This window comes from Paenibacillus sp. LHD-117, assembly GCF_030929555.1.
Lineage (GTDB): Bacteria > Bacillota > Bacilli > Paenibacillales > Paenibacillaceae > Pristimantibacillus.
Genome location: NZ_JAVFVT010000003.1, coordinates 188,813 through 206,863 on the forward strand (window position 1 = coordinate 188,813; position 18,051 = coordinate 206,863).

The 18,051-nt window shown below is 48.4% G+C and carries 15 protein-coding genes and 1 pseudogene; 12 read left to right on the forward strand and 4 right to left on the reverse strand.

What is annotated here, in order from left to right; genetic code table 11:
* Positions 1-1,014, forward strand: a complete 1,014-nt coding sequence (spoVAD, locus tag RB620_RS03245) for a stage V sporulation protein AD (RefSeq protein ID WP_308092082.1) — start codon at positions 1-3, stop codon at positions 1,012-1,014.
* A 1-nt stretch (position 1,015) separates the two neighbouring features.
* On the forward strand, positions 1,016-1,366 hold the full coding sequence (gene spoVAE / locus RB620_RS03250; RefSeq protein WP_308092083.1) for a stage V sporulation protein AE: 351 nt from the start codon (positions 1,016-1,018) through the stop codon (positions 1,364-1,366).
* An 84-nt stretch (positions 1,367-1,450) separates the two neighbouring features.
* Here spoVAE and RB620_RS03255 read toward each other — a convergent pair whose 3' ends face one another.
* The 3 genes and pseudogenes from RB620_RS03255 to RB620_RS30250 all read right to left on the reverse strand — a co-directional run.
* A complete protein-coding gene (locus tag RB620_RS03255; protein ID WP_308092084.1) occupies positions 1,451-2,227 on the reverse strand; it encodes an alpha/beta fold hydrolase in 777 nt (258 codons plus the stop codon).
* Positions 2,228-2,421: 194 nt separating this feature from the next.
* Positions 2,422-3,030, reverse strand: a complete 609-nt coding sequence (locus RB620_RS03260) for a YhcN/YlaJ family sporulation lipoprotein (protein ID WP_308092085.1) — start codon at positions 3,028-3,030, stop codon at positions 2,422-2,424.
* A gap of 638 nt (positions 3,031-3,668) precedes the next feature.
* Positions 3,669-3,897, reverse strand: a pseudogene (locus RB620_RS30250) (Tn3 family transposase); the annotation flags it as partial.
* A 247-nt stretch (positions 3,898-4,144) separates the two neighbouring features.
* Between RB620_RS30250 and RB620_RS03270 the strand changes: the two are divergent.
* Together RB620_RS03270 and RB620_RS03275 are read left to right on the forward strand one after the other, a co-directional pair.
* Positions 4,145-4,714, forward strand: coding sequence for a class I SAM-dependent methyltransferase (locus tag RB620_RS03270; protein ID WP_308092086.1), 570 nt, complete (start codon positions 4,145-4,147; stop codon positions 4,712-4,714).
* Positions 4,698-4,904, forward strand: a complete 207-nt coding sequence (locus RB620_RS03275) for a DUF1657 domain-containing protein (protein ID WP_308092087.1) — start codon at positions 4,698-4,700, stop codon at positions 4,902-4,904. Before RB620_RS03270 ends, RB620_RS03275 begins: the two co-directional genes overlap by 17 nt.
* Positions 4,905-5,797: 893 nt before the next feature.
* Here RB620_RS03275 and RB620_RS03280 read toward each other — a convergent pair.
* Positions 5,798-6,220 carry an ACT domain-containing protein gene (locus tag RB620_RS03280; RefSeq protein WP_308092088.1) on the reverse strand — a complete coding sequence of 141 codons (423 nt, stop codon included), beginning with the start codon at positions 6,218-6,220 and terminating at the stop codon, positions 5,798-5,800.
* Positions 6,221-6,383: 163 nt separating this feature from the next.
* On the opposite strand from RB620_RS03280, the gene RB620_RS03285 reads away from it, so the two are divergent.
* The 8 genes from RB620_RS03285 (at position 6,384) to RB620_RS03320 (ending at position 18,049) form a co-directional block, all read left to right on the forward strand.
* Positions 6,384-7,607: a sensor histidine kinase gene (locus RB620_RS03285; RefSeq protein WP_308092089.1), complete on the forward strand. Its 1,224-nt coding sequence runs from the start codon at positions 6,384-6,386 to the stop codon at positions 7,605-7,607.
* Between the two features lie 3 nt (positions 7,608-7,610).
* Positions 7,611-8,201, forward strand: coding sequence for a response regulator (locus tag RB620_RS03290; protein WP_308092090.1), 591 nt, complete (start codon positions 7,611-7,613; stop codon positions 8,199-8,201).
* Between the two features lie 270 nt (positions 8,202-8,471).
* Positions 8,472-11,750, forward strand: coding sequence for an S-layer homology domain-containing protein (locus tag RB620_RS03295; protein ID WP_308092091.1), 3,279 nt, complete (start codon positions 8,472-8,474; stop codon positions 11,748-11,750).
* A gap of 268 nt (positions 11,751-12,018) precedes the next feature.
* The gene (locus RB620_RS03300) at positions 12,019-13,794 is read left to right on the forward strand and encodes a sensor histidine kinase (protein WP_308092092.1); all 1,776 of its coding nucleotides are present in this window, start codon (positions 12,019-12,021) and stop codon (positions 13,792-13,794) included.
* Between the two features lie 9 nt (positions 13,795-13,803).
* Positions 13,804-14,862 carry a response regulator transcription factor gene (locus RB620_RS03305; protein ID WP_308092093.1) on the forward strand — a complete coding sequence of 353 codons (1,059 nt, stop codon included), beginning with the start codon at positions 13,804-13,806 and terminating at the stop codon, positions 14,860-14,862.
* A 101-nt stretch (positions 14,863-14,963) separates the two neighbouring features.
* Entirely contained in the window at positions 14,964-16,253 is a 1,290-nt protein-coding gene (locus tag RB620_RS03310) for an ABC transporter substrate-binding protein (protein WP_308092094.1), read from the forward strand.
* Positions 16,254-16,322: 69 nt separating this feature from the next.
* Positions 16,323-17,225 (forward strand): carbohydrate ABC transporter permease, encoded by a 903-nt coding sequence (locus RB620_RS03315; RefSeq protein ID WP_374121352.1) that lies wholly within the window; start codon positions 16,323-16,325, stop codon positions 17,223-17,225.
* Positions 17,225-18,049, forward strand: coding sequence for a carbohydrate ABC transporter permease (locus tag RB620_RS03320; protein WP_374121353.1), 825 nt, complete (start codon positions 17,225-17,227; stop codon positions 18,047-18,049). Before RB620_RS03315 ends, RB620_RS03320 begins: the two co-directional genes overlap by 1 nt.
* Positions 18,050-18,051: the final 2 nt, after the last annotated feature.

Consider the following 18,051-nt stretch of genomic DNA (forward strand, 5'->3'; position numbering starts at 1 on the left):
ATGCTAAAAGGGCATCAAAGTTGGATCTTTGAAAATAAACCGGTTATTCAGGCTTCGGCTGCCGTAGTTGGCCCGTTTGAAGGCAGGGGGCCGCTTGCCCGCGATTTTGACATTATACACGGTAACTCCATGCTTGAAGAAGATAGCTGGGAAAAAGCGGAGAAAGTATTGATCGAAGAAGCCGCAAAACTGGCGATTGAAAAAGCTGGGTTAACCAAGGAGCAAGTCCAATTTCATATCGGCGGCGATTTGATGAATCAAATTATAAGCACCAGCTTTGCCGCCCGTTCTCTGTCGATCCCCTATCTCGGCGTGTTCGGCGCTTGCTCAACTTCGATGGAAAGTCTGGCGCTCGCTTCCGCGCTCGTCAATAGCGGAGGGGCGAAATATATACTGGCAGGGACTTGCAGTCATAATGCAAGCGTCGAGAAGCAGTTCCGGTATCCGACCGAATACGGCTCGCAAAAGCCGCCAACTGCCCAATATACCGTTACGGGCGCCGGAGCGGCGATCGTAGCGCAGAGAGGGGAAGGACCAGTCGTCGCGTCAGCGACAATTGGCCGGGTTATCGATATGGGGATAACGGATCCTTTTAACATGGGAGCGGCTATGGCGCCCGCTGCGGTTGACACCATTCAAGCTCATTTTCGGGATTTGCAGATCGAGCCGGGTTATTATGATTTGATCGTCACGGGCGATCTGGCGAAGGTAGGCTATGAGATTGCCTGCAAATTGTTCGAAAAACACAACTTTCCGATCGATCAAACGCAATATGCCGATTGCGGCATGATGATTTACGATTACGATACCCAGATGGTGCAAGCGGGGGCAAGCGGTTGCGGCTGCTCGGCCGTTGTCACCTACGGTCATTTAATGAGAAGAATACGGGAGGGAGAAATCAAACGTTTGCTTGTTGTTGCAACAGGGGCGCTCTTATCGCCGCTTTCGTTTCAACAAGGGGAAAGTATTCCTTGCATCGCACATGCTGTAGCTATAGAAGCAGGAGGAGTTTGACATGATCTTTTTATGGGCATTTCTTGTAGGTGGCGCCATTTGCGTTTTCGGTCAGCTTTGTTTCGATGCGTTTAAAATGACTCCGGCGCATACCATGACTTTACTCGTTGTTCTGGGAGCTGTCGCTGACGGACTTGGCTTGTATGACCCGCTCGTTAAATTTGCCGGTGCCGGCGCTTCCGTCCCCATCACCAGTTTTGGCAACGCTCTGGTTCACGGCGCTTTGGAGGAATTGCAGAAAGACGGATGGATCGGTGTTATTACCGGTATATTCAAGGTTACCAGCGCAGGTATTTCGGCAGCCATTATTTTCTCATTTTTGGCCGCTTTGATAGTTAAACCAAAAGGTTAGATTGCAATTGGATTAACTTAAAGTAGAAGGGGACAATATTCGCGATCCATAGTCAGGTAGTTCTTTGCATTAAATAAATTATTGTTACGAGTGGCCATGTCGATGAACAAACTGTTTTATCAGTTCGTTCAATTGTTCGGAGGCTTTCGTTGGAATCCGATGATCGACATTTTTAATGAACGCCAGTTCACTCTTCGGCAATCGTTGATGCAACATTTTGGCATATGGATGGAAGTGCTTGTCTTTTTCCCCGTATACGAGCAGGACGGGCAGATGAATTTCCGGCAGCCGCGGCGTACAGTTGTACTTCAAGCTGTACTGGTAATACTGCTCCGCATTTCTGGCATTTGCTTTCTTCGCGTCATTAAATAACTTGCGGAACAAAGTAAGATTTTTAGTTTGTCTCCAGGCAAGGGAAAACGCGAGCATGCCGATAGCTCCGATTTTGGAGAAAGCAATGCCTAAAGAGATTTCGTTTCTTAACCGCCGTTCGTTCACTTCCGACATTCCGCCGATGACTATTCCCCCCAATGCCCGATCGGGATAAGTCAAGAGAAATTCGAGCACCACCGAACCGCCGGTAGAATACCCGCACAAGTAACATTTATCGATGCTAAGCCGGTCCATCAACTGTTTAATGTCTTCGACGATTACAGGGTAAGAAACCTTTTCATGCGAAGGCCGGCTCTTACCGTGTCCTCTGATGTCAAAAGCAATGGTTCGAAAATGAGGCGATAGCCCTTGGATTTGGTATGTGAAATTTAAGCTTGTGAGTACCGGAGGATGAATGAAAAGGATGGCGATACCTTTTCCACGATCTATATAATGCATCGAGTATTCGTTTATATTTACGGTAGTCATCGCCACGCTCCATCTCTATTAGGTTCCTACGATAAATGATTCTCCAATAATTTAACCTATAAGAACGAAAAACATTCAATCGGCCGGTTTGTCAAATCCTGTTGTTTCAACCTGTCGAATTAGGCAATAACTGACGAATAAGAAAAACAGCCATGCTCTTTTGAGCATGGCTGTTTTTTCTGCGTATATATGAGCTATCTCGCATTCGGAAATATTCTTGCCACCATCTCATTAAATTCTTCCACAAATCCGGCAACAGGCCTTCCTTGTTGAACGTCATCGACATATCCATTGATACGATCTACAAATTGCGGATTCGTGGATACATAGACGTTCTGAATATCGGAATCCGCAGCTCTCACTTGCTTCGCGATCTGATCTTCAATATCGCGTGTTAGCTTTTTTTGGTCGTCATCAAGGGCTGCCGCAACATAAGCATTACGCCGCGTAACAAGGACGTTGGCCTGCCGGACGCCTTTTAATTTCGTAATGTTTTCTGCAGCCCGATCGGCTACTTCGACCCGATCCTCAGCCGTTCTTAATCCATCGTTGTTGCCATTGCGAGTTCCGTCATTATCCGCATTAAACAGGCCGTTTCGGCCATTATCGGCATCTCCGAACGGACGATTATTCCGGTTATCCGCATTGTTGCGATTGCGAAAGATTTCCCACCCCTGATCATTGTCCCGGGTATTCTGCTGTCTCACTTGATTATTATCAGTTAGCGTACATCCAGTTGCAAATAATATCAAGCTTGTCATCATGACGATTAAGACTTTTAGTGTACTCTTGTTCTTATACATAGATCGGTTCGCTCCTTTTTTTGTTTATATTCTCTCTTTCGGTACGCTTCCATACATGCAAATTTTTCCTTTGGGCTTAACGAACAAAGCTGCCAACAAGGAAAAGATGATGGCGGCGGAAATACCCGCGCTGGCCAGTCATCACAATTTTCAACACATTAGATTATTTGTTAAAAGCCTAGCCTCAAATCAAAAATCATTTCCCACAATAGGAAAATGTATAGATTTACTACTACATTGTTGGGACGATTCAAATTCTTTTTCTATAATGCAGCGCGACCTGAACTCATTGCTGGTAAAACATTGTTTGAATGAAAGGATAAGGCCTCTACGCAGAATAGAGATTGTTCCTCTGTTAGGAGGAAATTCAGTAAGAGGCGGTGAGAAGGTATGCAAAGGATGAAGTCCATGCTGGGAAGAATGAATAATCGGAAAACCATCATTTCTTTATTAGCTTTAGGAGTTGGCGCTACTGCTTATGGCATCACGCGGAGACGCAGATAATATGGGAATAATAAGAATAAAAAAAGAATCCAGTCGTCGACTGGATTCTTTAATCTTGGAAGAGCCGATCCAATAAAGCAATATTGCCGAAAACGTGATACCACGAAATCGGTTATCGATCCTTTGACCGGTAAATTGATATGATCCCAAACAAGGGGAGAGATGTGGTTTAGCAGTTCCTCCTGAATCTTCCCTTGCTTTTTGCGGTGTTCTGTTACTTGCTGGAGATAAAAAGCTAATTGCATTGATGATAATGTTCAAGGCACTTGCCCTTTGGAGCTGGTCTTATAGCGTACGTTCTCGCAGCTCGCCATGGTTGCCAGAAAATATCGCTCTGGCCAATACGTTCGTGGCTTCCCCTTCGATAGCGTACAGTTTGGAAAGCATATTAAATGATGAACTGGAAGGATCGTGCAGCTTTCGGACGGATTAACAATTTTTCCCTTGCATCATTATGTCGGTAACGAGTTAAATTAGTGTTCGTTACATTAAAAAAAGGCGGTGACAATGTACGATCATGCCTCTGTCCCCACGAATGTACCATTGGTTTGTCCGACCGAGATGGTTTACGAAAAAATATATCCATGACCACATCGAAGGCCATGTCTGTTTGGATAATAAACTCATTCTTGATTTTGGTTCCGGTACCGGGGCAAATTGTTCTATTTGCAAACCCGGCTTTTATCTTGGCATCGAACCGGATGTCAGTCGGGTTACACTTGCCAAACGGCTTTACCCTGACCATAACTTTATGATTTTTGACGGTAAACAGATTTCCGCACAAGATGAAACGTTCGATTATATTTTCATCGTTGCGGTTCTTCACCATATAGCGGACGATCAAATTAAAGACTATTTGCTAGAATTCAAACGGGTCTTGAAACCGGGCGGGAAAGTTATAGTGATGGAGCCCTATCTATGCGATCGTACAAAGTGGAATAACCGGTTTATGCAGTGGTACGATGACGGTGAATATATACGAAACGAAAACAGCTATTTGAGCTTATTTCAAGCCGGACAGTTTGAATGCCAAATATTAAAAAAGTTCACCAAATGTTTCGTTTACAATGAAATCTTTTTTTCCGCCATGCTGAAAGACGAACTCGAATCCGTAAGCTATTCGGCCGAGTTCTTCAATCCTTCACTGGAAGGAGGTGATTTCTGTGACAGTCGCGTCTGATGTTAAAACATGTGTTGCTTCGCTGAAAAGCGCGCAAGCGAGTCTCGAACAATTTGCATTAGCAACCCAAAATCAAGAGGCCAAAACCCTTTTCACGAATGCCGCGCAGCAAACCCAATCCATCGTGCAACAAGTGGAAGGCCGCGTCCAACAATTGGAAAACGAAGAGCCTCAATATAAAGGATTTTAAAACATACAATGAACAGCCATGATGACGATCACTCATGGCTGTTCTTCATGTTGTATTACCCCTTATTGCACAAAGATCAAAGGGAGTCGCCCGTATAGCGGTAAATCATTTTTATCGATGTCATGAATATGCAGAATTCATTAATGGAGACGGAATAATCATGAAAGAAGTTACTGAAAGTCAGTTTGATCTGATGGGAATTGATGAGTTAGGTTTGGACGAAAACGACTACCAAGGTATTGAGGTCAGGGGTTCAGTCCGCGCGGACGGAGACGATGGCGTATTGGTTACGGGGTCCCCGCAAAGTAATTGGAGTAAGCTTCGAAGCTGCTCGTCACTTTGTGGGGTGTGAAAACGGAGTCTGAAGCTACCGCTAAAAGTCCTCGTCGAATAGGCTTCGTCAGCCATATAATCGAGATTCAGACATCCCATGTTGGATAGACGAGCTTGTGCGAGTCATATCCCCCTAGGCTCCACCAAACATTTGATGAACTAAACCCTTGCGTAGCAAGGGTTTTATTGATTTTCTAAGTGAATTCTTACATTTTTTAAGCTCAATCCTACTGTTTTAGTGAAATTATGGTATTTATAATTGATTTCGTCTTTAGTTGTTTATTTCACCCTGAATTACGAAAGTACCGTCTCATAAAAACATAAAAAAATGCCCTCATCTTTGGTAGAACGGTGTTTGACGAGAACAACGTCATTCTTGCATTTCTTGAAACGATCGGCGCGCTGGGTAGCTTGGCGGTCGCGTGCCTCATCACAGCCTGCTAAACAAGGAACTCATTCGCTTCGGAGCGTCTCACGATCAATTGGCTCCCGCGCTAAAGAAAATGAATCTGGATAAACGTTCATCCAAAACTGGTTGGATCACCCATTTCCATTTCGTATCAAAGGCTAGTTATTATGGACTTTCGTAATTTGGGTTGATATGAAGTTGTAAATGTATGGCCGGCCTGTTCAAGGACCGCTTTCGCCTGGGATAACAGCTCTTCTTTAACAAGGATATAATCTGTATTAAAAGTTGAAACAGCAAAAATGCTGATTTTATGTTCAGCGAGAGGGACGGCCAAAGAAGCAAGTATTCCCGTTAAACTAAAATCCAGTATTCCGGTTACTTTCAAGCCTTTCCATCCATGTTCAACGTTTGAATCAAGATTGACTTCCAGATCCAGGGAGGGGCACACAATAGACAATTCTTCGCTGGTACGAGTTATTGAAAACCATGTGCTATTTAAAGCCCAGTTTGGAATAGTTTCATTGGCATTTAATTTGAGAACAGATAAAGAGGGCTCCATAATTTCTAAAATCATAACTGTATCACTCTTTTCATTGTATGTTTTGTTGAAGATCTACATTATATAGGAATTTTCGTCACATTGTAACACAAGGAAATTATTCTCGACAGCGCTCCGACCAATGGACGATAATGAAAGAAGTCCGTATGGGCTTTTTCATGACAAAGGTGGTCGAACGATGTTAACCGCAATGAAGGACTTCTTGCTGCAAGTCGCGATGGTAGCTACACTTGTCTATACGTATCAAATCTTTTTCGCGGAGCGGTATGAGAGAAAACAACACGTCAAGCTCATCCTAACCGTGCTGCTGGGGCTATCCATTCTGTTCTGCATGACGTTCCCTGCTTATGTGAACGCCCAATTCCGCATCGACATTCGAATCGTTCCTTTGTTGTTGGGGGCATTATACGGCGGTTGGAGAACGGGCTTATTTCTCTGCGCGCTGATCATTCTTTATCGGGTTTATCTCGGGGTCGACACGGGACTAATCACGACCGTATTGGCTCTCGCATTCAGCATGCCGGTGATCGTCTATTTTCAAAAGATATTCACGAGAGCATTGAAGCGAAAGCGGATCTTCATCACGCTAGGATTGTCCAGCTACTATTGTCTCGTTGGATTAATATCCGCTATCTCAATAAGAGGCTTTTCATTTCAGGTGCTGCAAGTACAGATTATTCATATTAGCCTAGCGGTGTCGGCGGTATTGTTCTTTACTCTCTTAAACGAAACGATACAGGATATTCTCAGGAAAAACCGGCAGCTTCAATCGGAAGCGAAAGAGGCGGAAATCGCTTTTTTGCGTTCCCAGATCAAGCCTCACTTCTTGTACAACGCGCTGAATTCGATTGCATCCCTCTGCATTGACGAGCCTCGTAAGGCTGAGCAATTGACGCTGGATCTTTCGCATTATTTGCGCGGCAGCTTTGACTTCAAACATTTGGAATCACTGACGACGTTGGGCAAAGAGCTCGAGCTGATCGAAGCGTACATTAATATCGAAAAAGCGCGCTTCGGCAACAGATTACAAGTGGAGTACGATGTGGATGCGAATCCGCAAACGCGAATGCCCCCTCTCATTTTACAGCCGTTAGTGGAAAATGCGATAAGACATGGCTTGATGTCCAATCTACGGGGAGGCACGGTAAAAATAGCAGCAAAGATGACAGCTGCTGACACCGTCAGCTTTGCGGTAGAGGACAACGGGAGCGGGATGAGCGATGCAACGCGGGCGGGACTGCTTAAACCGGATGTCGATAAGAAAGGAATCGGGCTGTGGAACATCAGCCAGCGCATCGAGCTACTGTACGGAAAGAGACTACATATCGAAAGCGCGGAAGGAATCGGTACGAAGGTGTACTTTGAAATTCCCGATCGACAGCTTCAGAGGGCTGGAGGGTAAAGCATGCTGCGAACCATTATCGTGGATGATGAACAATTGTCGGTAAACCGGTTGAAGCGGATACTGGCCGAGAGCGGCGATGTCGATATATGCCAGACGTTTCTTAATCCGTTCGAAGCGTACGATTACGTGAAGGCGAATCGGATACATGTCGCCTTTCTGGATATTTCCATGCCGGAAATTGACGGGATGCGGCTTTCCAGTATGCTCTTGGAGCATGATGCTTCTATAGAAGTGGTGTTTGTAACCGCTTATGACGATTACGCAGTGGAGGCCTTCGATCTGAGCGCCTTGGATTATATCATGAAGCCTGTAACCGCTCAGCGCGTATCCAGGACGCTGGACAAGATCAGGAAAAGTTATCGGGGAGCGGCTTTCGAGCCTGTAGCGATTATGCCTAGCGATATACTAACCGAGCAGGAAACGAAGGTGTTGCGGCTGATCGCGAACGGATTGCTGAACAAGGAGATCGCCCATCTCTTGAATATCGGGGCTGAAACGGTCAAGTCGCATATTAAGAACGTGTACCGGAAGCTTGAAGTAAACAGCCGCGTTCAGGCGTTGATTCGTGCGAAAGAAATGAACATACTGTGAGAGGTAACCTCTCTGATAGATGTAGCGTATTCTCCCCCAAACGGGGGATTTTTTTATTGTCAGGCTCGTTTTAAACTTAAAATAGTTCGACAAAAGTTGACATGAAGAAAAGCGGTTCGACTTTTATTGTAACGATTATCAGGCTCAGCAGGTTTGAAGGAGGAGAGGACTTTATAGTTGAACAGATACGGTTTCGGGGTAATCGTTTGTTTAAGTGGAGCATGCTCTAGCTTATCTTATTATCAGAAATGGTAGATTGGGAGGAAAAAAATGACGACAATCATAAAATCAAAAAAAGCAAAACAAGGCATAGGGAAAAGATCTATGCTGAGCTTGTTGCTGCTTATTGTATGTGTAAGTACATTTGCAGTCCCGGTACAAGCAGCAGGAGCTTGGAGTCAATATGCCAAGATATCGCTTGTCGCTAGTTCAAATTTAGGAGGATTTAATGGTCCAACTGGCGTGGCGGTAGACAGCAGCGGTAATGTATATGTGGCGGATACTTATAACCATCGCATCCAGAAGCTGACGAACTCCACGGGGATTTGGAGCGAGTGGGGGGCGAAAGAAGAAGGTTCAGGAATCCCGGGAATCCCTGCTTCAGGAAGCGGCTTGGGCGAGTTTAATAATCCAAATGGAGTGGCGGTAGACAGCAACGGTAACTTATATGTGTCTGATAGAAATAACCATCGTATCCAGAAGCTGACGGTATCAACGGGGGTGTGGAGCGAGTGGGGGGCCAAAGAGGAGGATTCAGGAAACCCAGGAATCCCTGCTACAGGAAGCGGCTTGGGCCAGTTTTACTATCCAGGTGGGGTGGCGGTAGATAGCAGCGGAAATGTGTATGTGGCTGATAGTTATAACAATCGCATCCAGAAGCTGACGGTATCCCCAATTCCGGGGATACCGGATGCTTGGAGCAGTTTGGGCTCCGGAACTGGAAGCGGGTTGGGCCAGTTCAATAATCCAAGTGCAGTGGCGGTAGACGGCAGCGGTAATGTGTATGTGGCTGATATGAATAACCATCGCATCCAGAAGCAGACGGTAACGGGGGAATGGAGCGATTGGGGGAAAAAAGGCGGTAACGACCTCCCAATATCAGGGAATGGCTTGGGAGAATTTAGTTATCCAGCTGGAGTTGCGGTTGACAGCAGCGGAAATGTGTATGTGGCTGATTGGTACAACACTCGCATCCAGAAGCGGACGGTAACGGGGGAATGGAGCGATTTGGGGAAAAAAGACAGTAATGACTTTCCAATATTTGGAAACGAATTTGGCGAGTTTAATTATCCGACTGGGGTGGCGGTAGACAGCGGCGGAAATGTGTATGTGGCGGATCAAGCTAACCATCGTATCCAGAAGCTGACGGTATCTATAGGTGATTGGAGTCAGTGGGGGTATATTGGACCTACCTACGGCTCGGTCCCAGGCGAGTTTTACAAACCGAATGGAGTGGCGATAGACAGCAGCGGAAATGTGTATGTAGCTGATAATTATAGCATTCAGAAGCTTACAGTATCGACGGGGGCTTGGGACGAGTGGAGGGGGGACAGCGAAAATGCAATCTTGGGCGAGTTTGACCACCCAAGTGGAGTGGCAGTAGACAGCAGCGGAAATATGTATGTGGCGGATACGAATTACAATCGCATCCAGAAGCTGACGGCATCCTCGGGGGTTTGGAGCCAGTGGAGGAAGAACGGCGGCGGATCGGGAAGCGCCTTGGGCGAGTTTGATTATCCAAGTGGATTGGCCGTAGACAGCAGCGGCAATGTGTATGTGGCGGATACCGATAATCATCGCATCCAGAAGCTGACGGTCTCCACGGGAGTTTGGAGCGAGTGGGTGAAGAGCGGCGGCGGACCGGGAAGCGACTTGGGCGAGTTTAATTATCCAAGTGGAGTGGCAGTCGATAGCAGCGGAAATGTGTATGTGGCGGATACGGAAAACCATCGCATCCAGAAGCTGACGGTATCGACGGGAGTTTGGAGCGAGTGGGGGAAGAGCGGTGGCGAAGCGGGAAGCAGCTTGGGCGAGTTTGATTATCCAAGTGGAGTGGCAGTAGACAGCAGCGGCAACGTGTATGTGGCGGATACCGAAAACCATCGCATTCAGAAGCTGACGGTATCCACAGGGGTTTGGAGCGAGTGGAGGAAGAGCGGCGGTGGGTCAGGAAGCGGCTTGGGCGAGTTTGATTATCCGAGTGGAGTGGCGGTAGACAGCAGCGGAAATGTGTATGTGGCTGATAATAAAAATCATCGCATCCAGAAGCTGTCCATGCCCGGCTCCCCAACAGGAGTAATGGCTGCGGCAGGCAACGGTCAAGCCACCATCAGCTTTACGGCGCCGGTCAGTGATGGGGGAAGCGCGATTACGGGCTACACGGTAACGGCTAGTCCGGGAGACATAACGGAAAGCGGAACAACAAGTCCAATCACGATCACAGGGTTGACGAATGGAACGGTCTATACGTTTACGGTTGTCGCGACGAACGGCTTAGGGAATAGTAGCGTTCCTTCCAGCTCAGTGAGCGTAACGCCTAACACTCCATCTGGCAGTGGTAGCGGTGGTGGAGGGTTAACAGCACCAACGTCTCCAGTCACCTCCACGGATGGCAAGTTAACGCTTCCTACAGGCAAAACAGGCGAGGTTAGCTTGGGAGATGAAGTCACGATCACTGTTCCGGTAGGCGCTACTGACCAAGAACTGAAATTAACGATTGAGAAAGTGCTGGAAACGGCTCCGCTTCTAACGAATAATGACGTCCTAGCCAGCCCAGTCTTTGAGATTCTGAAAAACTTTTCAGAGAACTTCAGTAAACCGGTCACGTTGACGTTTGCTTTCGATCCGTCTAAATTAAGCGGCAACCAAACCGTAGCCGTATTCTATTATGACGAAACGAAGAAGGAATGGGTGGAAGTTCCGGGCGGCGTTGTCAGCGGCGATCAAATTACCGTAGATGTAAATCATTTTACGAAATATGCCGTATTCGCTGTAGGTCAAGGGGCAACAGTTAACTTAAGCGATATCTCCGGACACTGGTCTGAGGCGAACATCAAGCAAGCGGTAAGCAACGGGATCGTCAGCGGTTATCCAGAAGGTACGTTCAAGCCTGAGAAAACCGTGACGCGCGCGGAATTCGCGGTCATGCTAATGAATGCGTTGAAGCCGAAAGGGGAAGAAGCGGCTCTGACTTTCACCGATACCGCGGAGATCGAAGCATGGGCGCAGAAAGCAGTTGCGCAAGCGGTACAAGCAGGATGGATTACAGGCTATGAGGACGGTACATTCCGTCCGGATGCGGAAATTACGCGTGCAGAAATGACAGCGATGATCGCGAAAGCGTTGGGTCATTCAGCAGGCGGGGGCGCAGCAACAGGTTTCGCGGACGACAACGATATTCCGGCGTGGGCAAAGGCCAGCGTAGCTTACGTGAAGCAAGCAGGCATTGTGCAGGGCAAAGGCAGCAATACATTCGCCCCATCGGGCCATGCGACAAGAGCAGAGGCTGTCACGGTTTTGCTGAATATGCTGGCGCATTTGAGCAAGTAAGCGAAGATTATCTAAAAGTCAGATATGTATAGTTGGAGGGGCTGTCCCAAAAGTCGTAGAAGACTTAGGGACAGCCCCTTCTTACCAGATTTTATTGGTTGGCCTTTATCTCCCCTCAAGGTTTAAAATCGTCCAATCCCAACATTAATATTGTTCAGTTAAACGCTTTCATTTTTTCGATATAATGAAGGCGTGTGTTAACAATTGGCACAGACTGTGTATACTAGCTTGAGAATATGCACGGGCATTGCCGGAAGGAGGGGGAGCCATGCTGATGAAAGCGGCGCGGTGGCTGCTGCAGCCGATTCGAAGAAGCATTCGCAATAAAGTAATTCTGATTATGGTCTTGCTGCCGGTCATCCCGATTACCGTCATAACCGCCATCGCGGCCGAGAACAATCGGGCGAGCATGGAAGCGGAAGTCGTGCAGACGAACCTTTCCAACATGCGGTGGACCGCGGCCAACCTGGGAGAGAAGGTGGCGCAGCTGAACAATCAGATATACGCTATTCAGATTCACCCCGAAGTAAGCGAATACATGAACGGAAGCTTGATCCCGTCCAGACAGTTCACTGCCCAGCGAAGCATTATGAATATGCTGACATCCGCTTTTTATTCCGGCAACAATCACTTGGTTGGGGTGCAGTTATATGCGAAGGAAAGCGGCCGATTGTTCACTGCCAACTCCATGGGCAACGATATCGAGACCGCTTCGGGGATTCCGGAGCCTTTTGCGGCATTATTCGAGAATAATAAGAATGTGATGATTCATACCTCGGAGGACAAGCCCGACCAATTCCAACTTGTTAGAAGCATCAATCGATTCGAGAATCGGGAGAAGCTTGGCGGAATATCCATCGACATGCGGTGGAGCATGTTCCATCAGAGTATGGAGCTTCTGTCGCCTAAGGAGGAGGAGGACGTTGCAGTCATCCATGAGAATGGGCAGCTGATGTACGCTCTTCAAGCGGCGAAGGAAGACGACTTCGAGGGCATCGAGGATGCCGTGAAGGCGTGGCAGGCGTCGGATGCCGAAACAGGATTCCTTCGTACCAAGAACGGCTATTTATTTTACGGAGCGATCGGAACGACCGGGATGCGCGTCGTGAAGATCGTGCCGGAAATCGTGATTACGCGCGGCGCGAATCAAACGATGAAGACGGGTCTCGTCGTCGGTATTATTTCTGTCCTGCTATCCATGGCTGCCGCAGTGTTCCTCGGCTGGATGGTGGCCAGACCGATCGTTGCCCTCTCTAGAACGATGAGCGGAGTAGGCTTGATGAAAGAGACTGACCGTCCGCTCTCTAATCGGATGGACGAGATTGGGCTCTTCGAGTCCAAACTATATAACATGTCCGCGCGGATCCGGGAACATATTCGAACCGAATACAGCATGAAGCTGGAAATGAGAACGGCTGAGCTAAAGGCGCTGCAGGCGCAGATCAATCCGCATTTTCTTCATAACACGCTGCAGCTAATCGGAAGCATGCTGTTCTCGAAGAAGCCGGAGGAGTGCTACGAGATCATCAAATCGCTCAGCGAGATGTTCCGCTATGTCATTCGGGAGCCGGATCAGCTCGTTCCGATACAGTATGAACTCGAACATCTGGCTCATTATATGCGAATCCAAGAGATGCGTTTTGCGAATCGGCTGACCTACCGGCTCGATCATGAGCCCAATGCGTTTAGCGCGCTCATTCCGAAGCTGACGCTGCAGCCGATTGTTGAAAATGCGTTCATCCATGGGCTGGATCCAAAGCCGGGGCCTTGGCGCGTAGCGGTACAAGTTAGAGTGACGGGTTCGGATGTCGAGATCCTCATTCAGGATAATGGAATCGGCGTGCCGAAGGAGAAGCTGGATCGGCTGCGGAAGCGGCTCGCGTTCGAGTCGGGAAGCATGGGAATAGAGGAGCGGATCGGGCTTTCGAATGTGGCGTCCCGCATCCATAAACATTACGGTATTAACTATGGCATTACCGTCGAGAATCATGCGGCGGAGGGGACGCTGGTTACGATACGCGTCCCTCTCCATAGAGAGGAGTAAGTCATAAAGATGAAAGTCATAATCGTAGACGATGAAGGCTGGACGAGGGACATTATTAAGCGCTTCGGCGCTTGGGAAAGCCATGATATGGAAATCGTAGGGGAAGCGGAAGACGGAGCGGGAGCGCTGGAGCTTATCGAGGCGCATACGCCGGACATCGTCATTACCGATATGCGCATGCCGGGTATCGACGGCGTCGAGCTGATGCGAGTAGTGAAGGGGCGTTATCCCGATATCCGTATGATCGTCATCAGCGGATATGATGATTTTGAGCTTGCGAGGCATGCCCTTCTGCACGGAGCCATTGACTATATATTGAAACCAGTGGATGCAACTGAGTTGAACGCTGCTTTGGATAGGTGCCGGTTGAGTCTGCTGTCTGCCGACAAGGAGGAACAGCTGGTTATCGACCTGGAGGCCGGTTTATCCGTCAAAAAACATATGGATTTGCTGCGGTCCCTGTTCCGGGATATGAACCAAGAAAGGCTCATTGAGCAATTCCGCCAGCTCGGCATGGAGATGGCGGACAAGCAACCGTCGAAGAAGGAGCTTCAGCGGCTGGCGAGAGAGTTTCTTATCCTATTAAAAGAGCTGATGGAGGAAAACTCGGTGTCGGTCGAAGAGCTTCGTCATGTTGCCATACCGGACGGCATCCTGAGCGGAGAAGAGTTAAGCGAATTTCTGAAGGCCAAATTCGTCGTGGCGCTTGATTCCCTTGTACAGCAGCGAAAGTTCAAAACCAAGTTGAACCTTGAAGAGGTTCGACGCCACATCGACAGCCGTTTCCAAGAGCCGGTTGCGCTTGAGGAATTGGCTCATCGTTTTTACGTCAGCAAAGAGTATCTCAGCAAGGCATTCAAATTAGAGTACGGACGGAACGTGACCGATTATGTGCTTCATTTGCGAATGGAGAAAGCGATGGAATGGCTGGCAGACGAGCAGATCCCGATCAAATCGGTCGCCGAAATGGCAGGTTACGAGGATGTTTCATACTTCTATCGCGTGTTCAAAAAACATTTCGGTATGTCGCCTGGCGAGATGCGCGTGGAACTGAAAGGTTTAAAATGATCCAATCCAATGCGTTAATAGCGTCCAATTAAACCGCTTACATCATCCGGTTATAATGAAAGCGTAAACAAAAACGTAAACTTCGGGAGGTCGCGAAACAGATGAAGAAATGGTTCAAGAGCGTACTTATCGTCACATCTGCGGTTACAATGCTTGCGGGCTGCGGAAACGCAGAGAATGAAAATGCAGAAGGAGCGTCAAATGGAGGCGTCGGTGCTGCCAAATCGGTCACGCTGAAAATGTTCATCGCCCAGCCGCGCTTCAAGCAGCAATATGACCAATATATCGAGCAGTTCAAGCAAAAAATAAAAGAAGAAAAAAATATCGACGTCACGGTCCAATTGGAAATGCCGACAGCGGATACCGCGCCGCAAATTCTTAAGACGCGTTTGGCTTCGGGGGATGCGCCGGATATTTTTACACTGCATGCCATTAACGAGATCCCTTCCTTCTACCGCGCCGGTTACTTGACCGACATGTCGGATCAGCCTTTCGTCGGCAAGCTGATGGAAAGCGTGCGAGGCTCCGTTACGATCGACGGTAAAGTTGTCGCAGTGCCGCTCGAGACGTTGTCTTGGGGCTACTTGTACAATAAGACGATCTTCGCCGAGCACGGGCTGACGCCTCCCGCTACGCTGTCGGAGATGAAGACGGTGGTGGATAAGCTGAATTCGGCCAATGTGAAGCCGTTCCTGCTGTCCTACAGCGAAGCCTGGGTCCCGCAGCTGCTGCTGCCGCTAGCCGCCGGCGGCTTGATTAACACGGAGAATGACGACTTTATCGAACGAATGAACAAAGACGAAGGCTCCTTCAAGGAAATGCAATCCATGTTCGAAGTGTTCGATTTGATCAACTCGAATGGCACGGAGAAGGCGCTTGAAGTGAGCGCTGATGACGGCGCCGCGGCGTTCGCGCAAGGAAAAGCCGCTATGTGGCTGCAAGGTCCGTGGTATGCGGATACGATTCTGAAGTCTAATCCCGATCTTGATTTCGGAGTAGCGGCTCTGCCGATCAACGACAACCCGGACGCGACGATGATCAATCTGAGCACGTCGACATCGCTGGCCGTTTCGCCTGAAAGCAAGAACAAAGAACTCGCGATCGACTTCATTAACTACATTCTCGACGACCAAGACTCGAATGCGTTCTTCCAATCGCTTAAGTTCAACCCGATCGCATCGGTGCACACGTACGAGAGCTTCCCATGGGTGCAGGACGCAACGGAATACGTCAAAGCGGGCAAGTCCTACCAGGACCCGGCGATCCCGCAAGCCGTCAAAGATGAAGTAGGCAAAGGACTGCAATCCTACTATGCCGGCCAGATGAAGCAAGAGGAAGTGCTCGAAGCGTTGGACCGCGCATGGAAAAGCTACAATAAAGTCAACCAATAAGATGCCTTCACGGGATGAAGAGACGGAAAGCCGCTTCTTCATCCCGGCTTTATAAAATAGAGATTTTTTATGGGAGGAGTTAAGACCGTGCCGATCAGAGTACACAAAAATCTACTGCTGCTGATTGCGTTTGTCGCCCCTGCTTTCGTGTTGTATGCCATATTTCTGCTGATCCCAACCATTGGCGGCATGTACTACAGCTTTACCGACTGGAATGGCCTTAACCGGACTTATGATTTTATCGGCTTCGCAAATTTCGTGGATGCGCTTACGGATGACCCTGACTTTATCGGTTCGCTGCTGTTCACGCTGAAATATGTGCTGTTCATGGTTGTCTTGCAAAACGTCATCGCCCTTCTGCTGGCCGTCTTGATCGAATCGCGGAAGCGGAGCAAAACTTTTTTTCGGACGTTATTCTTCATGCCCAACATGATCAGTACGATCATCAGCGCCTTCATGTGGACTTTCGTGTTCACGCAAGTGCTGCCTCAATTGGCGGAGAAAACAATGATTACGTTTCTGGATCAGTCCTGGATCGGGGATCCTAACGTTTCGTTCTATTCCATTCTGATCGTCTCCCTGTGGAACGGCGTCGGTTACATGATGATCATTTACCTGGCTGCTCTGCAAGGCGTGCCTCAGTCGCTGAAGGAAGCCGCGATCATTGACGGGGCGAACACATTCCAAACGTTCTTTCGCGTGACGCTGCCGATGATTACGCATGCGCTTACAATCTGCTTGTTCCTGACGCTTAACGGCGCGTTCAAGGTGTTCGAGGTCGTCTATGGCTTAACCGGAGGCGGACCGGGACGAAGCACGCAGGTGATTACGATGAACATCTATGAGGAGGCATTCTCGAACAACTTTCTTTATGGCTACGCAAGCGCGAAGTCTGTCATTCTGTTCATCATCATTCTCGTATTCACCTTCCTGCAGATTAGCATCATGAAGAAGAAAGAGGTGGAAGCATAATGGCAAAACGACTATCATCGGCCTCCATTCTATTCGTTCTGGCGCTAGGTGGCGTCGTCGCTTTTTTCCCGATTTACATGGCGATCGTGAACTCGCTAAAGACGCAGGGCGAAATGTTCGCTTCGTTCACGTCGCTTCCGACCAAGCTGCACTGGGAAAACTACGCGAATGCTTTCGAGCAGGTCAATCTGCTGAAGAGCACGTTCAACTCGGTTAGTTTGTCCGTGCTGGGAATCGGCGGCATCATCTTCTGCGCTTCGCTCGCAGGCTATAAGTTGTCCCGGACGGCTGGGAAAATCAGTAATGCGATTTTTTTCTTATTCGTGGCGTCGATGCTTGTTCCGTTTCACTCCATCATGATTCCGCTCACGCGGATGGCCAAAGCGCTCGAGGCGCAGGGGAGCCTATGGGGACTTTCGTTGATTTATATCGGACTTGGCGTTAATATGGCCATTTTCCTTTATCACGGCTTTGTCAAGTCGATTCCGAGGGAGCTGGAGGAGGCGGCAAAAATCGACGGATGCGGGGAGTTCCAGACGTATTTCCGCATCATTTTCCCGCTCTTGCTGCCCATTACGGTGACGATTGCCATTCTTGACTTCCTATGGATCTGGAATGATTTCTTGCTTCCGCTTCTGATGCTGACGGACATGGAGAAGTATACGCTGATTTTATCTACGAACACGTTGTTCGGGGAGTATAACAAAGAATGGTCCCTGATTCTCGCAGCGTTAGTGTTGACAGCCATTCCGGTGCTCATCATCTTCGCGATTTTCCAGCGCTTCATTATGGCGGGGATTGCGGAAGGCGCGGTTAAAGGATAAGA